Source organism: Microbacterium sp. UBA3394 (assembly GCF_002358725.1).
Classification (GTDB): Bacteria; Actinomycetota; Actinomycetes; order Actinomycetales; family Microbacteriaceae; genus Microbacterium; species Microbacterium luteum.
The window spans coordinates 29,110-48,291 of sequence record NZ_DEPK01000102.1; the positions used below are offsets into that span (position 1 = coordinate 29,110).

Sequence of the window (19,182 nt, forward strand, 5' to 3'; positions counted from 1 at the left end):
TGGCTCCCCGGCGAGCTCGCGGTCGTGGGGTTCGTGAGCCGGTCTGCTGATGCGCGGTACAACTCCTGCGGCACAGCCCGATCCTCTTGCAGGAAGATGTAGCCGCTCGGCACGTCACCGGTGCCGGCCGTCCGAAGACGGATCGGCTCGTCGAGCCAACCGCCAGGCGACGGCACCAGACGAGGCTCGACCTGCGCGTGAAGCTCCTCCGATCCGTCCTGCAAGAAAGCCGTCATGAATAGCTGCGGCGGGATCGGCACGCTCTGGTCGGGCGAGGACGCGGCTGTGCCACGGGCGAAATTCGCCAACTCGGCGGGGAGGATCGCATTGATCGACTCGCCGTCGGCGAGTACCCACGCGTCGATGAAGATCGCCTGCTCCACCTGCTCCGGCATCGCCTCAGCTACGAGTTGGATGAGCGGGCCGCCGCCACTGTGGCCGACTACGACGAACCGGTCCCACCCCTTGTCGGCGATCCGGCCGATGAGATTGTCCGCCATGGTCGAGAGCGTGACACCTGCACGGTCGTCGTTGTCACCGTGACCCTGCAAGGTTGGGGCCCATACCTCGTGGCCTGCCTTCGTGAGCTCAGCGACAACGCCGTCCCACGCCCAACCACCCTGCCAACCTCCATGAACCAAGACGATGCGCATTCTGGAACTCCTTTGTTCACCGACGGCGGGTTCCGTCGGATGGAATCCCACTCTACCTAGCAGAATCTGTGCAGAACAACAGTCCTGTTCAATCCCTTCAGAAAGGGTCATTCGTACTCGTCGAGCTTCCGGAGGACGGTCTATCTGAGCGGCGTCTCACGGAGGTCCTGCAGCATGATCGCCCGGTTCAGGGGCGAGATGCATTGCGGGACCTCTCTGGCCAGCGTGACCGCCACTGCGCCGAGCGGGGTGCCGGATCCATGTGAGTCGCGTCGACACGAATCCGGAGATTGTGCCGGCGCCCAGCACGATGAGGGAGTTGACGATCATCCTGACGATGATCTGAACTCCGCCGAGAACGAATCCCTGAGCGGTCGTGTTTCCCTGCCCGTGATCTATGAACTGCGGGATGATCGCGAGTTACATGACAGCGGCCTTGGGGTTGAGCAGGTTGGTGACGAGCCCCATCCGGAACAGCTTCGACCGGGAGTCGCGCGCGTGGGATTGTGTCTCGAATAGCCCGTTGCCGCCGGGGCGCAGGGTTGCGGACGCCAGCCACGCGAGATAGAGCACTCCAGCGGCTGTCCCGGTCCAGCTCACCTTGACAGGGCTCTCAGGGGTGAGTGCTCGACCGGACGATCCCCCGCGGACTCGCCATGGAGCCACGGCCAAGGAATGCGGAGATCGAGGACGCCGGTCGCGCTGAGCAACACCGGGATGAGGAGAAGAGTGAGCCGCCCCGTCGGCGATCGCCCTCGCCTCTGAACGGCGCGGCTGCTCACTCGTTAACACACTCTAGGTCGATCTGCCTGCCGCAAGCGGGCATCTGAGTTGAGTCGGACCAACTGTAGGAAAATGCCATTTCGCGTGGAATCCTGGCCCTGAAACCGTTGCCAACTACCGTGGAATCGCGAGGGGTTCATGCCATCTCGAGCGGGAACCCACAACGGGGCGCGTCCGTCGACCGCGTGGAGCGGCGGTGAGTTCCGACGCTCCTGAGGACGACGAACCGAACCTCCATCTCGACACGATGCAGTGACAGCTCTGGGTGGACAGACAGGCCCTGGTCTGCACCACCTGGCGCCGCTGTTCATGGAGCTCACGTCAGCGAAGACCGCGCCGAGATGGGCGCGTTTTGGGGTGAAGGTCACCCATCGGTGCACCCGTGAGCACGGCGAACCGCCGACGCTCGCGAGCGGTTCACTGACCTCGCCGCACAAAACCCCAACGTCGCCGACCATGAGGAGAAGTGGTCATCTCGGGTGGTCCGTCGCCTCGCGATGGTGCATTGGCGCAAGCAGGAATGGGTTCTGGCCGCCGGCTCGGATCAAACCGTCGAGGGCACGGTCAGGTGGCGATGATCGTGACGATGGCGTGAGTCCCGGCGGGGGCGACGACGCGGGAGACGCAGCAGCACATCTTCTCGCGGGCGTTGCGCTGCCGCTCGCTGTAAAACACGTCACGATGGTCGATCTCGCCGTCGAGCGCCGCGATGCGCACCTCGCACAGGCCGCACTCGCCCTTGCGGCAGTCCGAGAGCATGTCGGCGCCGGCGTGCTCGAGCGCCTCGAGCATCGTCTGGTTGGGCTTGACCTTCGTCTCCAGACCGATCGCGGGGATGCGGACGGTGAATTCCTGCGCGTCGAACCAACCGCTGTTGCCGAACGTCTCCATGCGGAGGTCCGCGATCGGCAGACCGCGGTCGAGCCAGGCCCGACGCACGGCATCCATCAGGCGGATCGGTCCACATACGTATACCTCGGTGCCGGGTTGGATCGTCCCCACGATCTCCGGCACCGACATCGACGTGCCCTCGTCCCGCACGAACACCGACATCCGCCCGCCGTGGCGCTCCGAGAGGTCGTCGAGGTATGCCATCAGGGGGCGACTGCGGCCCGCGTACAGCAGCCGGTAGTCCGCGTTCCGTGCGCGCAGGCTCTCCGCCATGCCTGCCATTGCTGTGATACCGACGCCGCCCGCGAGCAGGACGTAGCGCGGCGCGCCGGGACGGAGCGGGAAGTCGTTGAGCGGCTGGGTGATCTCGATCTCATCGCCGACCCCGAGCGCGTTCATGGCGGTGGCACCACCGCGGGTCACCGGCGACGTGTATACGCTGAGCGAGATACGCGAGCCGTCCGGCGATGCGTCGACGATCGAGTACGACCGGCGCTCCACCTCGCCGCCGATCGTGACGCGCACGTCGACGTGGGCGCCCGGCTCGACGCGCACCGGCTGCGGCACGTCGATCTCGATGCGGCGGATGTCGGGGGTCAGTGGGCGGGTCGCGGCGATCGTGCCCTGCTGCCAGACCTCGGTGTGGGCGACGGCCATGTCAGCTTGCCCGCGGCAGGACGCCCCGCGGACCGGTCGTGCGCACCGGACCGACATTCGTATCCTCGCGGCCCTCGGCGGCGAGCATCCGCTCGAGGAGCTTCCGCACCCACATCCCGCCGGCGTCGATGTTGAGGCTGTAGAACTCGTAGTCGGGGTTCGCGTCGATCGCCTGCTGCTGGGCCGTGAGCATCGCCTCGTCCTCGCCGAAGACGCCGTGCACGCCGTCGCGCAGCTGCGTCGTGATGAGCTGGCTCTCCAGGCGGTAATTGCGCTGGAACGACCAGAAGTAGTGGCTCGTGCGGTCGGTCTCCGGCGTAATGGTGTTCATGACATAGCCGTTGACGCCCTGCGAGCGGTCGCCCTCGGGGGCGCCCGTCCCCGCCTTCGCGACGCCGACGTCGATGCAGATGGTCGACGGCGCCTCGTAGTGGATGATCTGCCAGCGGTCGACGCGCCCCTCGAAGCCGGGGAACTTGTCGCGCATGTTCTTGCGCCAGAAGGGTGGGGCCTCGATGTCGTGCATCCACCGCTCGACCGTGACGGTCGTGTCGGTGTGCGAGGTGATGAAGTCCGACTCGCTCAGCTCCTTCTGGCCGATGCTCGACGAGTGTACGAACTCCTCGTGGGTCAGGTCCATGAGGTTGTCGAGGATCAGCTGGTAGTTGCACGGCGCCTCGATCGTGAGGCCGTCGCCGGCCCAGGCCGGGTCGGTCATCTGGTGCATGTCGGGGATGAGGTCGGGGTCGGCGAGTGCCGGGTCGCCCACCCACACCCAGATGTAGCGGTAGCGGTCCTCCGCCGGGAAGGACGGCACGAGCGCGCTCGGGTTGATCGTCTCCTGGGCGGGCATCGAGGTGCAGCGCCCGCGCGAGTCGTACGTGATGCCGTGGTAGGGGCAGCGGATGTCCTCGGATCCGACGAGGGCCCCCTGGGACAGCGGCGCGAGGCGGTGCCAGCAGGCGTCGGCAAGCGCCACCGGGCGGCCGTCCTCGGTGCGGTAGAGCGCGAGCGGGCGCCCTGCGATGGTGCGCGAGAGGATGCCCTTGCGTCCGACCTCGTGGTCCCACGCCGCCACATACCAGGCGTTGCGCGGGAAATCGAGCAGCTTCGCCGTCACTGTCTCGGCCATCGGGACCTCCTCGTCCAAATAACTATCGGGATAGATATATCGAGGAAGATACCCTAGGGATGCCGTCACGCGCAACAGCGCGCGAGCGGGGAAGGAGCGGCATGAGTCTTCGGTACGCGTTGCTGGCCCTGCTCACCGCACAGCCCATGACCGGCTACGACCTCGCCAAGTCCTTCCACGTCTCCGTCGGGCATGTCTGGCACGCGCCCGACTCGCAGATCTACCCCGAGCTGAAGCGCATGCTCGCCGACGGCCTCATCGAGGGCGAGTCGGTGCCGTGGGGGCCGAGGTCCACGAAGACGCTCTACACGATCACGGACGAGGGCGCGGAGGCGTTCCGCCGGTGGATGGGCGAGCCCGTCGAGTACGCGCACGAGCGCGACCCCCTGCACCTGCGCGCCGCCTACTTCGAATGGGCGGACCCGGATGCCGCGCGGAACCGCCTGCGCGACCACATCGCGCACTACCGCGCGCGGCGCGCCCAGTGGCAGGCGCAGCTCGACGCGATCCAGGCGCGCACCCACCCCATCCTCGCGCGGCGGCTCGAGACTGACGCCGACCACGACCCGCGCGCGATCGTCGCGTTCAAGGTCTACACGTACGAGGGCTTCATCCAGCAGGCCGACCACGAGATCGCCTGGGCCGAGCGCGGCCTGGCGCTGCTCGACTCGCTGGAGGGCGACGCATCGGCATCCTGACCCCGAGTCGACGCGGCGATCCTCCCCGAATCGGACGCCGACCCGTAAGGTGTATGACAGATATACATTTGGGAGGCAGGATGTCTGACGTTCCGGATCTCGCCGTGAGGCGGCACCCGCCCATCCGCGACCAGATCGCCACGACTCTGCGCAACGCGATCATCAACCAGGACTTCGCACCCGGCCAGGTGCTCGTCGAGCGCGAGCTCTGCGAGAGGACCGGCGCGTCCCGCCCCTCCGTGCGGGAGGCTCTGCGTCAGCTCGAGACCGAGGGGCTCGTGGAGTCGCGCAACGGCCGGGGGACCGTCGTGCGCGTCCTGACCGCGCAGGAGACCGAGAACGTCTACGAGGTCCGTGCCGACCTGGAGGGACTCGCCGCGCGCCTGTTCTGCGAACGGGCGATCGAGTCGGAGCGCGAGGCTCTGCAGGACGCGGTGCGCCGGCTCGACGACGCGACGCACGGCGGCCTCGGCCGCAACTCCGAGATCCTCGCGGCGCAGCGCGCCTTCTACGCCGTGCTGTTCGCCGGCACGCGCAACCCGGTCCTCGAGCAGCTCGTCCAGGGGCTGATGTCGAGGGTCGCCCAGCTGCGCGCCACGACCCTGTCCGCCCCGGGACGTGCTGAGCAGTCCCTCGCGGAGTTCCACGAGATCGCCGCCGCCATCGACGCGCGCGATGCGGCTCGCGCCGGAGCTCTCGCCGCCGAGCACGTCGAGAGGGCGGCGGCGGCGATGCGCACGGTGCGTCCCGCCGAATGATGGCGGCCGACCCGGCGCCGGACGACCCGCCGGTCGCGATCGTCACGGGCGCAGCCCACGGCATCGGCCGCGCCACGGCGCACGTGCTGCTGGAGAACGGCTACCGGGTCGTCGCGGTGGACGTCGACCTCGAAGGCGCCCGGGAGACGCTCGCCGGTGGGCCCGAGCGCGGTCTCGCGATCGCGGCCGACATCGCCGACCCCGCTCAGGTCGCCGCGGCGTTCGCCGCCGCCGAACAGGCGTTCGGGCGCATCGATGCCGCGCACCTCAACGCCGGTATCGTCTCGAGTCTCGATCCGTTCGAAGACGTCGACCTCGACGAGTTCGACCGGGTCATGCGCGTCAACGTGCGCGGCACCTTCGTCTGCCTGCAGGAGGTGTTCCGGCACTGCCGGCGCCGCGGCGCGGGCGCCGCAGTCGTCGTGACGGGATCGATCCACGGGCACCGCGCGGCGACCGACCTCGCCGCGTACCAGGTGTCCAAGCACGCCCTCGTGGGTCTCGTGGGCACGGCGGCCATGGCGGGGGCGGCCCGCGGTATCCGCGTCAACGGCGTCGCCCCTGGCGTCGTCCCCACCGCGCGCGACGACGGAGTACGCGCAGACATGCGCCGCCGCAGCGCGACGACCCCGATCGGGCGCGCGGGCACCGAGCGCGAGGTTGCCGAGGTCGTCGCCTTCCTCCTCTCCGATGCGTCGTCCTACATCGTCGGGCAGATGATCGCCGTCGACGGCGGCGCCTCGATCGTCAACACGGTGCGCCCTTCGGGCGGGGCGGGCGCATGGGCGCCGCCGTGGTCGCCGCAGACCTGATCCGAGCCTCGCACTGGCGAATTGCTGCTGTCGCCTCTATATTTGTCTGACAGATGTTCGTCTCCCGCGCAATGGAGGGCAAGGATGACGCAGTTGCGGGTTATAGGCCAAAACGTGTGGATGGGATGTTGATCTAACCGTGTGATTCCGCGGTGATTCGGGGATTGGTATGGTCCGCGACGCTTAGTCGTGGACCTTCCCTCGAATTCAACGTCGTGTCTGGTATGCGGTTCGCGGCTGGTGAAGAACGGGAAGACCGCGGCCGGGACGCAGCGGTGGCGGTGCCCGGGGTGCGGGTCTTCGTCGGTGCGTCGACGCCCGGACGTGACGCGTCGGGAGCAGTTGCGCCGGTTCGTGATCTGGCTGACCGGAAAGCTCACCCAGGCCGAGATCGATGGCACCGCGACCGGACGGACGTTCCGTCGCGACACCGCGTGGTGCTGGGCCGTGCAGCCCCGTCTGGAACCGGCAACCGAGATCCATCACGCCGTGCTGGTCGACGGGATCTGGGTCGGGACCTGGTGCCTGCTGATCGCGATCAGCGACAACGGTGAACTGCTGGCCTGGCAATGGTGCGGACGCGAGACAACCGCCGCATGGACGGCACTGTTGGAACAAGTCCCCGCTCCCGCGGTGATCGTCTCCGACGGCGGCTCCGGACTGCCGTCCGCCCTCCGCGCCTGCTGGCCCGAGACAGCGCATCAACGGTGCATCTTCCACCTGCAGATGAACACCACCCGTCACCTGACCCGCAACCCTCGCACTGACGCCGGGAAAGCCCTGCGCGGACTGGTGATGAACCTCAGCGACGTCGATGACGAGGACACCGCGATCGGCTGGCAACTCCAGCTCGAACAGTGGTGGCAGACCTTCGGTCACCTCACCCGGGAACGCACCATGTTCCGCAACGGACAGTTCGGGTTCACCCACGACCGACTCCGCAAAGCATGGATACTGATCCGGAAAGTCACCCGCGACGGCGTCCTATTCACCTGGATCAGCTACGGCAACCCGCGCACCACCTCACCTCTCGAGGGCGGCATCAACAGCCAAATCCGCGACCTGCTCCGCCGCCACCGCGGCATGACCGAGGAACACCGCCGCCGCGCCGTCGAGTGGTTCCTCGTGCTCCACAAGCACCACATCGACCACGCGATCAGCCTCGCGACCACCGCCCCGACGACACCATCAGAAACAGCAACCGAACCCGACGACGAGCCCCTCGGCCCCACGCTCTACGACACCGGCCTCGACGCCACCGAAGGTCTCTGGCTCAGAACCGGATGGGCAGGACGCGCATGACACGCCCGACCCCATCCACACGTTTTGGCCGATAACCCGCAGTTGCAGGACGCCGTCGCCGTTATCACGGGCGGTGCCACAGGGATCGGCCGCGGCATCGCCGAGGAGTTCCTCGCCCAGGGCGCGACGGTCGTCATCGCCGACATCGAGCAGGACGCGCTCGATCGCGCCGCCGATGAGCTTGGCGTCGTCGGCATCCGCACCGACGTCGCCGACGCCGCATCGGTGCAGGCGCTCGCCGACGCCGTCGTCGCGCGGTACGGCCGCGTCGACGTCGTGGTCAATAACGCCGGCGTGGGCCCCGCGGCCCGCATGGCCGACCTCACGATCGACGACTGGCGCTGGATCCTCGACGTCAACCTCTTCGGCGTCATCAACGGCGTGACCTCGTTCCTGCCGCTGCTGCGGGCCAACGCGCGCGGCGGCCACATCGTCAACACCGCCTCGATGTCCTCCTTCGCGCCGCTTCCCGGACTCGGCGCCTACGCGGCGTCTAAGGCGGGCGTCGCCGCGCTCTCGGAGGTCCTCGCGGCCGAGCTCGCCGAAGACGGATCGGCCGTGCACGTCACGCTCCTCACTCCCGGCAGCGTCCGCACCGACATCGCGCGGAGCCTCCGCAACCGGCCGGAGGGATCCGCCGGCGCCCTCGCCGACATCGACCTGGCCGCCGATCCCGAGCGCGCCGCACGCTCGATGTGGCTGACCCCGCGCGAGGCGGGCGCGGTCGTCGCGCGTGCCGTGCTCGCCGACGACTTCTACGCCATCACCCACCCCGGTCTGCTGCATCGGGTCGACGAGCGTCACGAGCAGATCCGCCGAGCCTTCCTCGCCTACCCGCCCATCGACCAGAGCCGCACGCCCGACTCGGACAAGGAGATCCGATGACCGACGCACCCACCACCCTGCCGACCCTCGACGCCGAGGTCGTCGACGCCCTCGCCGCCGTGGTCGGCGCCGACGCCGTGTACGTCGAGCGACAGAAGGTCGACGAGTTCAAGGACGCCTACTGGATCCCCGGCGACGAGACCTACGCTGCCGCGGCCGTCGTCCAGCCGACGACGACCGAACAGGTGCAGGAGATCATGCGCATCGCGAATCGGTATGGGATCCCGGTGTGGCCGCACGGCCAGGGCCGCAACGTCGGCTACGGTGGCCCGTCGCCGCGCGTGCGCGGGTCGATCCAGATCGGCTTCCAGAACATGAACCGCGTGCTCGAGATCAACGAGGAGCTGGCCTACGCCGTCGTCGAGCCGGGCGTGCGCTGGTTCGACCTCTACGACGCCGTGAAGGAGGCGGGCTACGCCCTGATGACCCCGTGCCCCGATCTCGGGTGGGGCTCGGTCATCGGAAACTCGATGGACAGCGGCATCACGTACCAGTTCTACGGCGCCGACTACATGTTCCCCACCGGGTTCGAGGTCGTGCTCCCCGACGGCGACCTCATGCGCACCGGCCCGGGCGCGATCCCCGGCAGCAAGGCGTGGCACCTGTACAAGCGGAGCCTCGGACCCTCGCTCGACCCGTTGTTCGTGCAGTCGAACCTCGGCATCGTCACGAAGATGGGCGTCTGGCTCAAGCGCCTGCCCGAGGCGTACGCGCCCGTCATGCTCGCCATCGGCGAGGACGAAGACCTCGAGCAGGCCATCGACACCATCCGCGAGCTGCGGCTCGGCGGTCACCTCGAGGGTGTGCCGACGTTCTACCCGACGCTGCGCGCCGCGGTCATGCTGAAGGACGACCTCGTCGTCGATGCGCGGACGCAGCTCACCCCCGAGGAGGTGCGTGCGATCGGCGAGCGCACCGGCGTCGGCGCGTGGGCCGCGCGCGCGGGCGTGTGGGGGGATGCCGACATCGTCGAGCTCCAGCTGAAGAAGATCCGCACCGCGTGGGAGAAGATCCCGAGCGGGCGCATGGAGGCGCCGCGCACGTACGCGCCCGACGAGTACGACCAGATCGTGTACTCCGCCGACCAGATCATGATCGGCATCCCGACACTGAAGGCGATCGAGAACACGCCGTCGCACGTCGCGCACGTCGGCTTCTCGCCGGTCGTGCCGATGCAGGGCACCGAGGTGCGCTACGTCATCGACCAGATGCGCAGGCTCATCACGGAGGCGGGTCTGAACTTCTCCGGCGGCATCATGGTCACCGGCGAGCGCGCCGGCGTCGTCGTCGCGGGCATGCAGTACGACCGCACCGACCCGGCCGCCGTGCGCAATGCCTTCGACCTCGCCAAGCGCCTCGTCGCCGAGATCGGCAAGCTCGGCTACGGGGAGTACCGCGCCCACCTGGAGTTCATGGACCTGGCGGCCGACCAGTACTCGTTCAACGATCACGCCTACCGGCGGTTCGTCGAGAAGATCAAGGATGCCGTCGACCCGCGCGGCATCCTCTCGCCCGGCCGCCACGGCATCTGGCCGGCGGCCTACCGCGACGGCGGGGAGCTGTCGGCGCGCCGCTGAGCGCGCGCACGGAGGGCCGGGGAGCGATTCCCCGGCCCTCCCGCGTTGCGCGCGCACCCACCGGTCTGGTCGCCGGAACGGGAGTGCGCAAACCTGCAAGTCGGCCACGTCGCCGTCCAAGTCCCGAGTCGCTCGTGCTCGCGACAATCGATCATCGATCACCGTCGACCACCATCGAGGAGGATGCCATGTCACTGATCACCGCCGAACGCACCGACCAGCCCTTCGACTTCGACCCGCGCGATTTCCGCCGCACGCTCGGCCGATTCGCCACCGGGGTCACCGTCGTCAGCTACGAGCTCGACGGCGCCTGCTTCGGGGCGACCGTGAACTCGTTCACGTCGGTCTCGATCGACCCGCCGCTCGTGCTGGTCTCGCTCGCGACCGGCAGCCGTGCCGCACACGCGCTGCCCGACCGCCCCTTCGCGATCAACGTGCTGCACCACGACCAGCACCCCGTCGCGATGCAGTTCGCCGGCAAGCCCGCGCTCGCGGAGCCCGTGGAGTGGCGCATGGACCACGCCGCGCCGCGGCTGGCCGAATCGCACGCGTCGTTCGTCTGCACCCCCTGGAGCGTCCACGAGGCGGGAGACCACGTCCTGGTGCTCGGCCGCGTCGAGCACTATGAGACGAGCGAGAGCGACGCGCTCGTCTTCTACCAGGGCCAGTTCCAGCGCGTCGGCCGCTCCGACTGACCCCGACCGCGTCACCCGACCCAGCCGACACGCCCCACCCGACACGCCCACCCAAGGAGACACCGATGTCCCTCACCGAGACCACGACCACCGCGACCGGCGGAGCGTCCGCGTCGCGCCCCCTCACCGGCGCCGAGTACATCGAGAGCCTGCGCGACGATCGGGAGGTGTACATCTACGGCGAGCGCGTCAAGGACGTCACGACCCACCCGGCGTTCAAGACGCCCGTCCGCTCGATGGCACGCCTGTACGACGCCCTGCACGACCGCGAGGGCGGCATGAAGGTCGTGCCGACCGACACCGGCAACGGCGGGTACACGCATCCCTTCTTCAAGATGGCGCGCAGCTCGGACGACCTCCTCGACGCGCGCGACGCGATCGCGCACTGGGCGCGGATGACCTACGGATGGATGGGGCGTACCCCCGACTACAAGGCGGCGTTTCTCGGCACCCTCGCCGTCAACGACGAGTTCTACGGCGAGTACCGGATCAACGCCCAGCGCTGGTACCGCGAGTCGCAGGAGAAGGTCCTCTACTGGAACCACGCCCTCATCAACCCGCCGATCGACCGCAATCTGCCGCCGGACGAGATCGGCGACGTGTTCGTGCACGTCGAGAAGGAGACCGACGCCGGCATCGTGCTCTCGGGCGCCAAGGTCGTCGCGACGGGCTCCGCGACGACGCACATGGCCTTCATCGCGCACGCGGGCGCACCGGTGCGTGACCGGAAGTTCGCGGTCGTGGCCGGCGTCGAGATGAACACGCCCGGCGTGAAGCTGATCAGCCGCACCTCCTACGCGCAGACCGCCGACACGACCTCCTCGCCGTTCGACTACCCGCTGTCGAGCCGCTTCGACGAGAACGACGCGATCCTCGTGCTCGACAAGGTGCTCGTGCCGTGGGAGAACGTCTTCCTCTACGGCGACGTCGAGCAGTTCAACCAGTTCGGCGTGAAGTCCGGGTTCGCCGCGCGCCTGACGCTGCAGGGCGCGACGCGTCTCGCCGTCAAGGTCGACTTCATCGCGGGGCTGCTGCTGAAGTCGCTCGAGCTGACGGGAACGCGCGACTTTCGCGGCGTCGAGGCGCGCCTGGGTGAAGTGCTGTCGTGGCGGTCGACGTTCTGGGCGATCACCTCCGAGATGGCGCGCAACCCCGAGCCGTGGCTGGGCGGCAGTGTGCAGCCGAACCCCGACGCGGTGAACTCCTACCGCTGGCTCAGCATGGTCGGCTACGCGCGCATCCGCGAGATCGTCCTGCAGGACCTGGGATCGGCGCTCATCTACCTGCCCTCGAGCGTGAAGGACTTCGACAGCCCCGACATCCGCCCCTACCTCGACCAGTACGTGCGGGGCTCCGGCGGCGTCGACGCCGAGTCGCGCGTCAAGACGCTGAAACTGCTGTGGGATGCCGTAGGCACCGAGTTCGGCGGGCGCCACGAGCTGTACGAGCGCAACTACCAGGGCAGCCACGAGCAGGTGCGCCTGCTGGTCGCGTGGGACCACGCCGGCCGCGGCACGAGCAAGAAGCTGATGGAGTTCGCCGACCAGGCCATGAGCGAGTACGACCGGGACGGCTGGACCCTGCCGGAATTACGGGACTGAGCGGCGGGCGCGACCGGAGGCCGCGGCGTCCGGTCGCGCCGCGTTCGCTGGTTAGGCTCGGCCCATGAGCGGAAGCTATCAGGAGATCCGCGGCCACGCCGACGACCTCAACAGCTGGCGTGCGCTGATCACCGGCGACCTGCCGGCCTTTCAGCGCGTCGAGAATCCCGGTGGTGAGGAGTTCGAGGGCACCCTGTCGCGTCAGATCCTCGACCGGATCAGCGCGCACCTCATCCAGATCCGCACCACCCGGCACGTCATCCACCGGACCGCCGAGCACATCCGGCACACACCGGAGCCGCTGTACGTGGTCATGTTCCAGATCGCGGGCACGTCGATGTTCACCCAGGCCGGCAGCAGCGCACCGCTCGGTCCCGGCGACTACACGGTGTCGACCTCGAGCGTGCCCTTCGACTGGGACTTCCACGGCGACTTCACCGTGTTCATGCTGCGCTTTCCGCAGGCGTTCATCGACGCGCCGCCGCAGTCCTTCCTTCCGCTGCTCGGGCGCGCCATCACGCCTCGCGACGGCTTCGGCCGCCACCTCTCGCCCTTCGTCGCCTCGGTCGCCGCCGACCCCGACCTGCTGCGCGGACCGGTCGGGCGCCGAGTCGCGCAGAACCTCGTCGACCTGTTCACGACGAGCTTCATCTCCGAGGCGCGCCTCGCCGAGCATATCGACGACGCCTCCTCCTCGCTCTTCCAGCGACTGACCGGCTACATCGCGGCACACCTGCGCGATCCGGAGCTCGACCCCGGCTCGATCGCCGCCGCGAACTTCATCTCCACCCGCTACCTGCAGGCGGTCTTCCAGGAGCACGGGACGACGGTCACCTCATGGGTACGGGAGCGCCGCCTGGCCGGCATCCGCCGGGATCTGGGCGATCCGATGCTGCGCGAGCGCTCGATCGGCGAACTCGCCGAGCACTGGGGCTTCCTCGACCAGGCCTACTTCTCCCGGGTGTTCCGTGCCGCGTTCGGCGAGAGCCCCAAGCAGTGGCGGGCGCGGTCGACGCGCGCCGAGACGGCGACGGACCGCGACCCGGCGCGGTGGGCGGGGAGGGGCGACGCAGGGGCCGGGTGGTCCTAGCCACCCGGCCCCCGGCCTGCCTGCGGAGCCCTAGGCGAGGGGCGCCGACGGCTCTCCCACGCGCACCATCACCTTGCCTCGATTGGAGCCGTCGAGGTTGATGCGCACGGCCGTCGCGGCGTTCTCGAGTCCCGCGACGACGTGCGAGCGCCCGCGCAAACCACCGTCCGCCCACGCCTGTCGCAGCACGTCGTCGAACTCGGCGAAGCGGTCGGCGAAGTCGGGCACGACGTAGCCCTCGATCCGCGCCCGCCGCCACAGCATGAGGGGCAGGTTCCGCACGCCGTAGGCCTCGGACGGGTCGCTCAGGTCGTACTGCGACATCGCGCCGCACAGCGCGATGCGGCATCCCACCGCCATGTGCGCCAGGACGGCGTCGAGCGTCGCGCCGCCGACGTTGTCGAAGTACACGTCGACGCCGTCCGGGCAGAGCTCGCCGAGGCGCGTCGCGACGTCCTCGCTGCGGTAGTCGATGGACTCCGCGGCGCCGATCTCGCGCGCGTACGCGCACTTCTCGGCGCCACCGGCGATCGCGATGACCCGGTTCCCGCGTGCGGCCGCCAGCTGCACCGCGATCGACCCGGTCGCCCCCGCGGCGCCGGAGACGACGACGACGTCGCCGTCCCGCAGTGCCGCGACCTCGAGGAGGCCGATCGTCGCGGCGCGCCCGACGTGCGAGAACACCGACAGCAGCGCCTCGTCGCCCACCTCGGCCGCCTCGGGACGTCGCTCCAGCAGCGCGGGGTCGGCGCGGGCGTACTCCGCGCACTCCCAGAGGCCGACGACCGTGTCGCCGGCCGTGAAGCCGGGATGCCGGGACTCGACGACCTCGCCGACGGCGCTGCCGATGACGGCGTCGCCGACCCCGAACGGGATGAACTGCTTCGCCGGGTCGAGGGTGAGCCAGTTGCGGGTGGTGGGGTCAATCGACAGCAGCAGGGTGCGGACGACGACCTCGCCCTCAGCGGCGACGGGGGCGGGGCGCGTCTGCAGGTCGATGCAGTCCGGCGAGTACTCGCCGACGACCGGCTCCCGGACGATCCACCCCCGGTTCACCGGGCGTCCGCCGCGTCGCCCTCCCGGTACTGCTTCGGCCAGATGCCGTGGCGACCGGGAGAGAGGATGCCCTTCGGGTCGATGGCGTCCTTCAGCGTCTCCGCGAACCGGCGGTAGGCGCCGTCGTTCCAGTTGTAGACGGCCTGCGCCTCGTCCATGTAGTCGATGTGCGCGCGGTACTCGCCGTACCCGAGGGCGCCGACCTCCTTCACGAGGCGGCGCACCGCATTGAATGCGCGTTCCGCTTGCTCCCTGTCGGTCACGTCGAACGGGATGCCGCCGACGACGCACGCGGAGCGCTCGTTGAACGCCATGACGCCGCCGAGGAAGTTCAGCCCCGCCTCCTCGACGCGCTTGCGCATCTCGTCGACGACGAAGCGGACCTCGCGCCCCTGCAGCGGCACGATCGGCGAAAAGCCGATGTGACCCATGTTCGGCGGGGTCGCCTCGATCAGCTGAAGGGTCGGGATACCGGCGTGGATCTGATCCGACGAGTTGGTGAGGCCCTTGTAGTCCTCGGGCGTGTAGAGCGGCGAATGGATGACGGTGGCGCCGGGGATCGCCTCCCACACCTCCTTCACGCGCTCGAGCTTGTACTCGACGATCTTCGTCGGGCCCCACAGCGCCGCGCGGGTCGCCCAGCGGCCGAGCCCGGTCCTGTCGGCGATCTCCTGGATCTGCTCCTCGGTCATGAGCGCCGGGCCATCGATGTCCGCGTCGATCAGCTGCGGAGCGGCGGTGAGGATCGTGTAGATGCTCGGCACGCCCTCAAGGATGCCCTCAAGGCGCAGCTCGCGGATCGCGTCGACGCCGGCCTCGAGATCGGCGTCCTTGGCGAGCGTGAGGCCGAGCGTCATGTAGCCCGCCGGCTTGCGCTTGAGCCAGACGCCGGCGCTGACGACGATGCCGTAGTTCGACTGCGCGAACAGCGGCTCGATGACCGGGCCGAGGCCGCGGCGGTACAGGTGCCAGGCCTTGTTGTCGGGGATCGCGCCCATTCCGGTGCGCACGAGCGACCCGTCCGGCAGCACCACCTCCAGGCCGCACAGGATCTGAAAGTCCGCGCCGTACGGCTGATAGGTCATGCCGTTGTCCATCGAGTTGCCGATGACCGAGCCCCAGCCGAGGTCGGGGACCGACAGCATGAGGGAGTGGCCCCCGGCCTCGATCGCGTCGTACAGGTCGAACCAACGCACACCCGGCTCGACGACCGCGTAGGCGAGCTCCTCGTTGATCTCGAGGACGCGGTTCATCTTCTTGAGACTGATCTGCAGCGACCCCCGCACGACGGGCGACGGGCCGCCGTAACCGTAGTTGCGTCCCTGGCTGTGCGGCCAGACCGGGACGCCGAATTCCGTGGCGATCCGCATGACCGCCTGCACCTCCTCCGTCGAGGTGGGCTCGACGACGGCGGATGCCGTGAAGGTGTCGTCACCGGGGATGTAGTACGGGTCCTTGAACTCGTCGACCGCGGCGGGGTCGACGATGACGCGCTCGTCGTCGAGAGCGTCCACGAGACGGGCCAGGACGGTCTCGTTGAGGGTGGGGCGATCGGCCATGATGCTTCCTGTCGGGGTTGGGTGGGCGGTCAGTCGTGGGCGGGCGGAAGGACGATGTCGAAGCGGACGGATGCCCACTGCGCGTCGGGGCTGGTGCCGTCGGGGGCGGTGGTCCCCGCGGGGTGGTGCGTGAACGTCTTGATGAGCGACTCCTTCACGCCGAACACCGAGTCGTCGGCGAGCTGCGGGTCGCCCTCGACGAAGATGTGCGTGACGAGGCGCCGGTAGCCGGGTGCGGTCACCATGAAGTGCAGGTGCGACGCGCGCCAGGGCGAGCGCGCGCACGCGGCGAGCATGTCGCCGACGGGACCGTCGTGCGGGATCGGGTAGGGCGTCGGGAACACGCCCCAGAACCGGTAGTCGCCCTCGGCGTCCGAGTACAGATGCGCGCGGCCGGCCGTGCGGTCGTCGTCGTACTGCACGTCGTAGAAGCCGTCCTCGTCGGCCTCCCACACCTCGATACGGGCGCCGGCGATGGGCTCGCCGGTCGTCGAGCGCACCGACCCCTCGACCCAGCAGGGTTCGCCCGTCGCGCCGGCGGCGATGTCGCCGCCGAGGGGGACGAGGGGGGCGTCGTCGACGAAGAACGGACCGAACACCGTCGCCTCGGTCGCGTCGCCCTCGACGGGCTGGTTGATCCCCACCGTCAGCATCGACAGGCCGAGCACGTCGGAGAGCAGGATGAACTCCTGCCGGCGGTCGTCGGTGATGTGGCCGACCCGGGTGAGGAAGCCGATCGCGTGCTCCCACTCGGCCTCGGTGAGGCGCACCTCGCGCGTGAACGCATGCAGGTGCCTGACGAGCGACTGCATGATCTCGCGCAGGCGCGGATCGGGCGTGCCCTCGAAGCTGCGCAGGACGGTCTCGGTGACGAGCGCCTCGGCGCGGTCCTGCTGGTCGGATATGGCGGTGTGCGTCATTGCTCCTCCTCCTTCGCCCGTCGTCCTAGATGACCTCGGGCGGGTACTTGTCGAACTCCGCCCGGAGGCGGTCGACCCTCGCCTGCACGAGCGGCCACCACTGAGGGTGGGTGATCGCGTACAGGTCGTCGTTCTCGACGGCGCGGGCGACGATGCCCCCGGCCGTCCGCGGATCCATCCACGGCAGCTCATCAGCGCCCTCCGTCGAGGTGAGGTCGACGTCCTTGAGCGCGCCCGCCTCGCCCGCCGGGCGCGCCTGCAGGCTGTTCTTGATGTTGGTGCGCACGGGGCCCGGAGGCAGCACCGTCACGTGGACGTCGGGGTGCTTCTCGGCGAGCTCGAGGGCAAGCGACTCGGACAGGCCCTGCACGCCGAACTTAGCCGCCGTGTAGGCGCCGAGCCCCGGCATGGGGTTGAAGACGGCGAACGAGGCGGTGTTGACGATGTGGCCGCCGCGCTCGTTGCCGAGCAGGAGCGGCAGGAACGAGTGGATGCCGTGGATCACGCCCCACAGGTTCACGTCGATCATCCAGCGCCAGTCCGCGAGGGTCAGATCCTGGATCAGCGCGGTCGGCCCGACGCCGGCGTTGTTGACGACGATGTCCACGCGGCCGTACTCCGCGACGGCGGCGTCGGCGAGAGCCTGCACGCTGTCGGCATCCGTGACGTCGGTGGGAACGGCGAACGCGCCGATCTCGGCGGCCGTGCGCGCCAGCGCCTCGGCGTTGATGTCGGCGATGACGACCCGCGCACCGCGGGCGAGGAACTCCTCCGCGATGCCGCGGCCGATCCCCGAGGCGCCGCCCGTGACGACGGCGACGCTTCCTTCGATGCGGGTCATGAAGCCCTCGCTCCTTCGCGCTCGCGGATCCAGCGGGCGATCTCGGTGTGATCGGCCGTGGGCGGCAGCTCCGCCACCGCGACCTCCCATTCTCCGACGAGCTCGTCGCCGAGGCCGCTCGGCAGCCCGAGCCCGCTCATGAGCGTCGTGGCGATCCGGGCATCCTTCAGCATGAGACGCGCGGAGAAGCCGGAGTCGTAGGTCTCGGGCAGCACGAACTTCGGCCACTTCGCCTCGCTCGAGCCGCTGCGCCCGCTCGACCCGTTGATGACGCGCAGCAGGACCCCCGGGTCGATCCCGAAGCGCTCGCCGGCCGTGACCGCTTCGCTCGTCGCCCAGAAGTGGATCGCGGAGAGCAGGTTGTTGAGCGCCTTGGCCGCGTGACCCGCGCCGACCTCCCCGACGCGGACGACGGTGCCGAGGGCGCCGAGCAGCGGCTCGATCTCGGTGACCGTCGATTCGTCTCCGCCCACCATCACCGTGAGCCGGCCCTCGGCCGCGCCGCGCACGCCGCCCGAGACGGGCGAATCGACGAAGCGGATGCCGCGGCCCGCCGCAGCGACGGCGTTGCGGCGCGTGTGCTCCGGCTCCGACGAGCTCATGTCCACGAGGATCGCCCCATCGGCGATCGCACCGGAGTCCAGCAGCGACGACAGGACGGCGTCGACGACCCGCGAGTCGGGCAGCAGCAGGACGATGACGTCGGCCCCGGCGACCGCGCCGACGACGTCGTCGGCGACCGCACCGCCCTCCGCGGCGAAGGCCTCACGGGCCGCGTCGCTGAGGTCGAAGCCGGTGACGGTGCGGCCCTCGGCGATCCAGCGCCCGCCGATCGGCAGGCCCATGTTCCCGAGACCGATGAGTGCGACGGCGGCCAGGTCAGACATCGACGCCCAGCTCCTTCAGCGTGCTCTCCGCGACCCGGAACGACTCCAGCGCCGCCGGCACGCCGACGTAGATCGCCGTCTGCAGCAGCACCTCTTGGATCTCGCTCGTCGTGACGCCGTTGTTGACGGCGCCCTTCACGTGCACGGCGAGCTCGTGGTTCCGGCCGAGTGCCGTCAGCATGGCGAGGTTGATGATGCTGCGATCGCGCGGGGCGAGTCCCTCACGCGTCCAGACCTCTCCCCAGCAGTACTGGGTCACGAGCTCCTGGATGGGGCGCCCGAACTCCGTCGCGGCGGCCAGGGAGCGATCCACGTGCGCGTCGCCGAGCACGGTGCGCCGCATGCGCTGCCCCGCCTCGAAGACCTCGGCTCGGGTGGTGTCGTC

The 19,182-nt window shown here is 69.4% G+C and carries 19 protein-coding genes; 9 read left to right on the plus strand and 10 right to left on the minus strand.

Annotated elements, in window-relative coordinates; all coding sequences use genetic code 11:
• The 4 genes from B4E30_RS06195 to B4E30_RS06210 form a co-directional block, all read right to left on the minus strand.
• Positions 1 to 764: alpha/beta fold hydrolase (locus B4E30_RS06195; RefSeq protein WP_286794012.1), on the minus strand; the 764-nt coding region annotated here is incomplete at its 3' end.
• A gap of 309 nt (positions 765 to 1,073) precedes the next feature.
• Positions 1,074 to 1,226: a LysE family transporter gene (locus B4E30_RS06200; protein ID WP_212743478.1), complete on the minus strand. Its 153-nt coding sequence runs from the start codon at positions 1,224 to 1,226 to the stop codon at positions 1,074 to 1,076.
• A gap of 774 nt (positions 1,227 to 2,000) precedes the next feature.
• Positions 2,001 to 2,984: a PDR/VanB family oxidoreductase gene (locus tag B4E30_RS06205; protein WP_286794014.1), complete on the minus strand. Its 984-nt coding sequence runs from the start codon at positions 2,982 to 2,984 to the stop codon at positions 2,001 to 2,003.
• Between the two features lies 1 nt (position 2,985).
• A complete protein-coding gene (locus tag B4E30_RS06210) occupies positions 2,986 to 4,116 on the minus strand; it encodes an aromatic ring-hydroxylating oxygenase subunit alpha (protein WP_286794016.1) in 1,131 nt (376 codons plus the stop codon).
• A gap of 101 nt (positions 4,117 to 4,217) precedes the next feature.
• Here B4E30_RS06210 and B4E30_RS06215 point away from each other — a divergent pair, with 101 nt between their 5' ends.
• From B4E30_RS06215 to B4E30_RS06255, 9 genes are all read left to right on the plus strand, one after another.
• Positions 4,218 to 4,814, plus strand: a complete 597-nt coding sequence (locus B4E30_RS06215) for a PadR family transcriptional regulator (RefSeq protein WP_286794018.1) — start codon at positions 4,218 to 4,220, stop codon at positions 4,812 to 4,814.
• Positions 4,815 to 4,894: 80 nt separating this feature from the next.
• Positions 4,895 to 5,572, plus strand: a complete 678-nt coding sequence (locus tag B4E30_RS06220; RefSeq protein ID WP_286794020.1) for a GntR family transcriptional regulator — start codon at positions 4,895 to 4,897, stop codon at positions 5,570 to 5,572.
• Positions 5,569 to 6,384 (plus strand): SDR family NAD(P)-dependent oxidoreductase, encoded by an 816-nt coding sequence (locus B4E30_RS06225; protein ID WP_286794022.1) that lies wholly within the window; start codon positions 5,569 to 5,571, stop codon positions 6,382 to 6,384. Before B4E30_RS06220 ends, B4E30_RS06225 begins: the two co-directional genes overlap by 4 nt.
• A gap of 189 nt (positions 6,385 to 6,573) precedes the next feature.
• A complete protein-coding gene (locus B4E30_RS06230; RefSeq protein WP_286794024.1) occupies positions 6,574 to 7,686 on the plus strand; it encodes an IS1249 family transposase in 1,113 nt (370 codons plus the stop codon).
• A gap of 42 nt (positions 7,687 to 7,728) precedes the next feature.
• The gene (locus B4E30_RS06235; protein ID WP_286794026.1) at positions 7,729 to 8,571 is read left to right on the plus strand and encodes an SDR family NAD(P)-dependent oxidoreductase; all 843 of its coding nucleotides are present in this window, start codon (positions 7,729 to 7,731) and stop codon (positions 8,569 to 8,571) included.
• Positions 8,568 to 10,148 (plus strand): FAD-binding oxidoreductase, encoded by a 1,581-nt coding sequence (locus B4E30_RS06240; RefSeq protein ID WP_286794028.1) that lies wholly within the window; start codon positions 8,568 to 8,570, stop codon positions 10,146 to 10,148. The genes B4E30_RS06235 and B4E30_RS06240 overlap by 4 nt, the downstream gene beginning before the upstream one ends.
• Positions 10,149 to 10,336: 188 nt before the next feature.
• Positions 10,337 to 10,843 carry a flavin reductase family protein gene (locus B4E30_RS06245; RefSeq protein ID WP_286794030.1) on the plus strand — a complete coding sequence of 169 codons (507 nt, stop codon included), beginning with the start codon at positions 10,337 to 10,339 and terminating at the stop codon, positions 10,841 to 10,843.
• Positions 10,844 to 10,908: 65 nt separating this feature from the next.
• Entirely contained in the window at positions 10,909 to 12,444 is a 1,536-nt protein-coding gene (locus tag B4E30_RS06250) for a 4-hydroxyphenylacetate 3-hydroxylase N-terminal domain-containing protein (protein WP_286794031.1), read from the plus strand.
• Positions 12,445 to 12,508: 64 nt separating this feature from the next.
• Positions 12,509 to 13,534, plus strand: coding sequence for a helix-turn-helix domain-containing protein (locus B4E30_RS06255; protein ID WP_286794033.1), 1,026 nt, complete (start codon positions 12,509 to 12,511; stop codon positions 13,532 to 13,534).
• A 30-nt stretch (positions 13,535 to 13,564) separates the two neighbouring features.
• Here B4E30_RS06255 and B4E30_RS06260 read toward each other — a convergent pair whose 3' ends face one another.
• Genes B4E30_RS06260 through B4E30_RS06285 form a run of 6 tightly spaced genes read right to left on the minus strand, consistent with a single transcriptional unit; the run spans position 13,565 to position 19,140 of the window.
• On the minus strand, positions 13,565 to 14,590 hold the full coding sequence (locus tag B4E30_RS06260) for an MDR family NADP-dependent oxidoreductase (RefSeq protein WP_286794036.1): 1,026 nt from the start codon (positions 14,588 to 14,590) through the stop codon (positions 13,565 to 13,567).
• On the minus strand, positions 14,587 to 16,149 hold the full coding sequence (locus B4E30_RS06265) for an FAD-binding oxidoreductase (RefSeq protein ID WP_286794038.1): 1,563 nt from the start codon (positions 16,147 to 16,149) through the stop codon (positions 14,587 to 14,589). Before B4E30_RS06265 ends, B4E30_RS06260 begins: the two co-directional genes overlap by 4 nt.
• Positions 16,150 to 16,178: 29 nt before the next feature.
• Positions 16,179 to 17,069 (minus strand): intradiol ring-cleavage dioxygenase, encoded by an 891-nt coding sequence (locus tag B4E30_RS06270; RefSeq protein WP_286794040.1) that lies wholly within the window; start codon positions 17,067 to 17,069, stop codon positions 16,179 to 16,181.
• 25 nt (positions 17,070 to 17,094) lie between these two features.
• Positions 17,095 to 17,910, minus strand: a complete 816-nt coding sequence (locus B4E30_RS06275) for an SDR family oxidoreductase (RefSeq protein WP_286794042.1) — start codon at positions 17,908 to 17,910, stop codon at positions 17,095 to 17,097.
• A complete protein-coding gene (locus B4E30_RS06280; RefSeq protein ID WP_286794043.1) occupies positions 17,907 to 18,797 on the minus strand; it encodes an NAD(P)-dependent oxidoreductase in 891 nt (296 codons plus the stop codon). The genes B4E30_RS06275 and B4E30_RS06280 overlap by 4 nt, the downstream gene beginning before the upstream one ends.
• Positions 18,790 to 19,140 (minus strand): carboxymuconolactone decarboxylase family protein, encoded by a 351-nt coding sequence (locus tag B4E30_RS06285; protein ID WP_414683189.1) that lies wholly within the window; start codon positions 19,138 to 19,140, stop codon positions 18,790 to 18,792. The genes B4E30_RS06280 and B4E30_RS06285 overlap by 8 nt, the downstream gene beginning before the upstream one ends.
• Positions 19,141 to 19,182 lie beyond the last annotated feature (42 nt).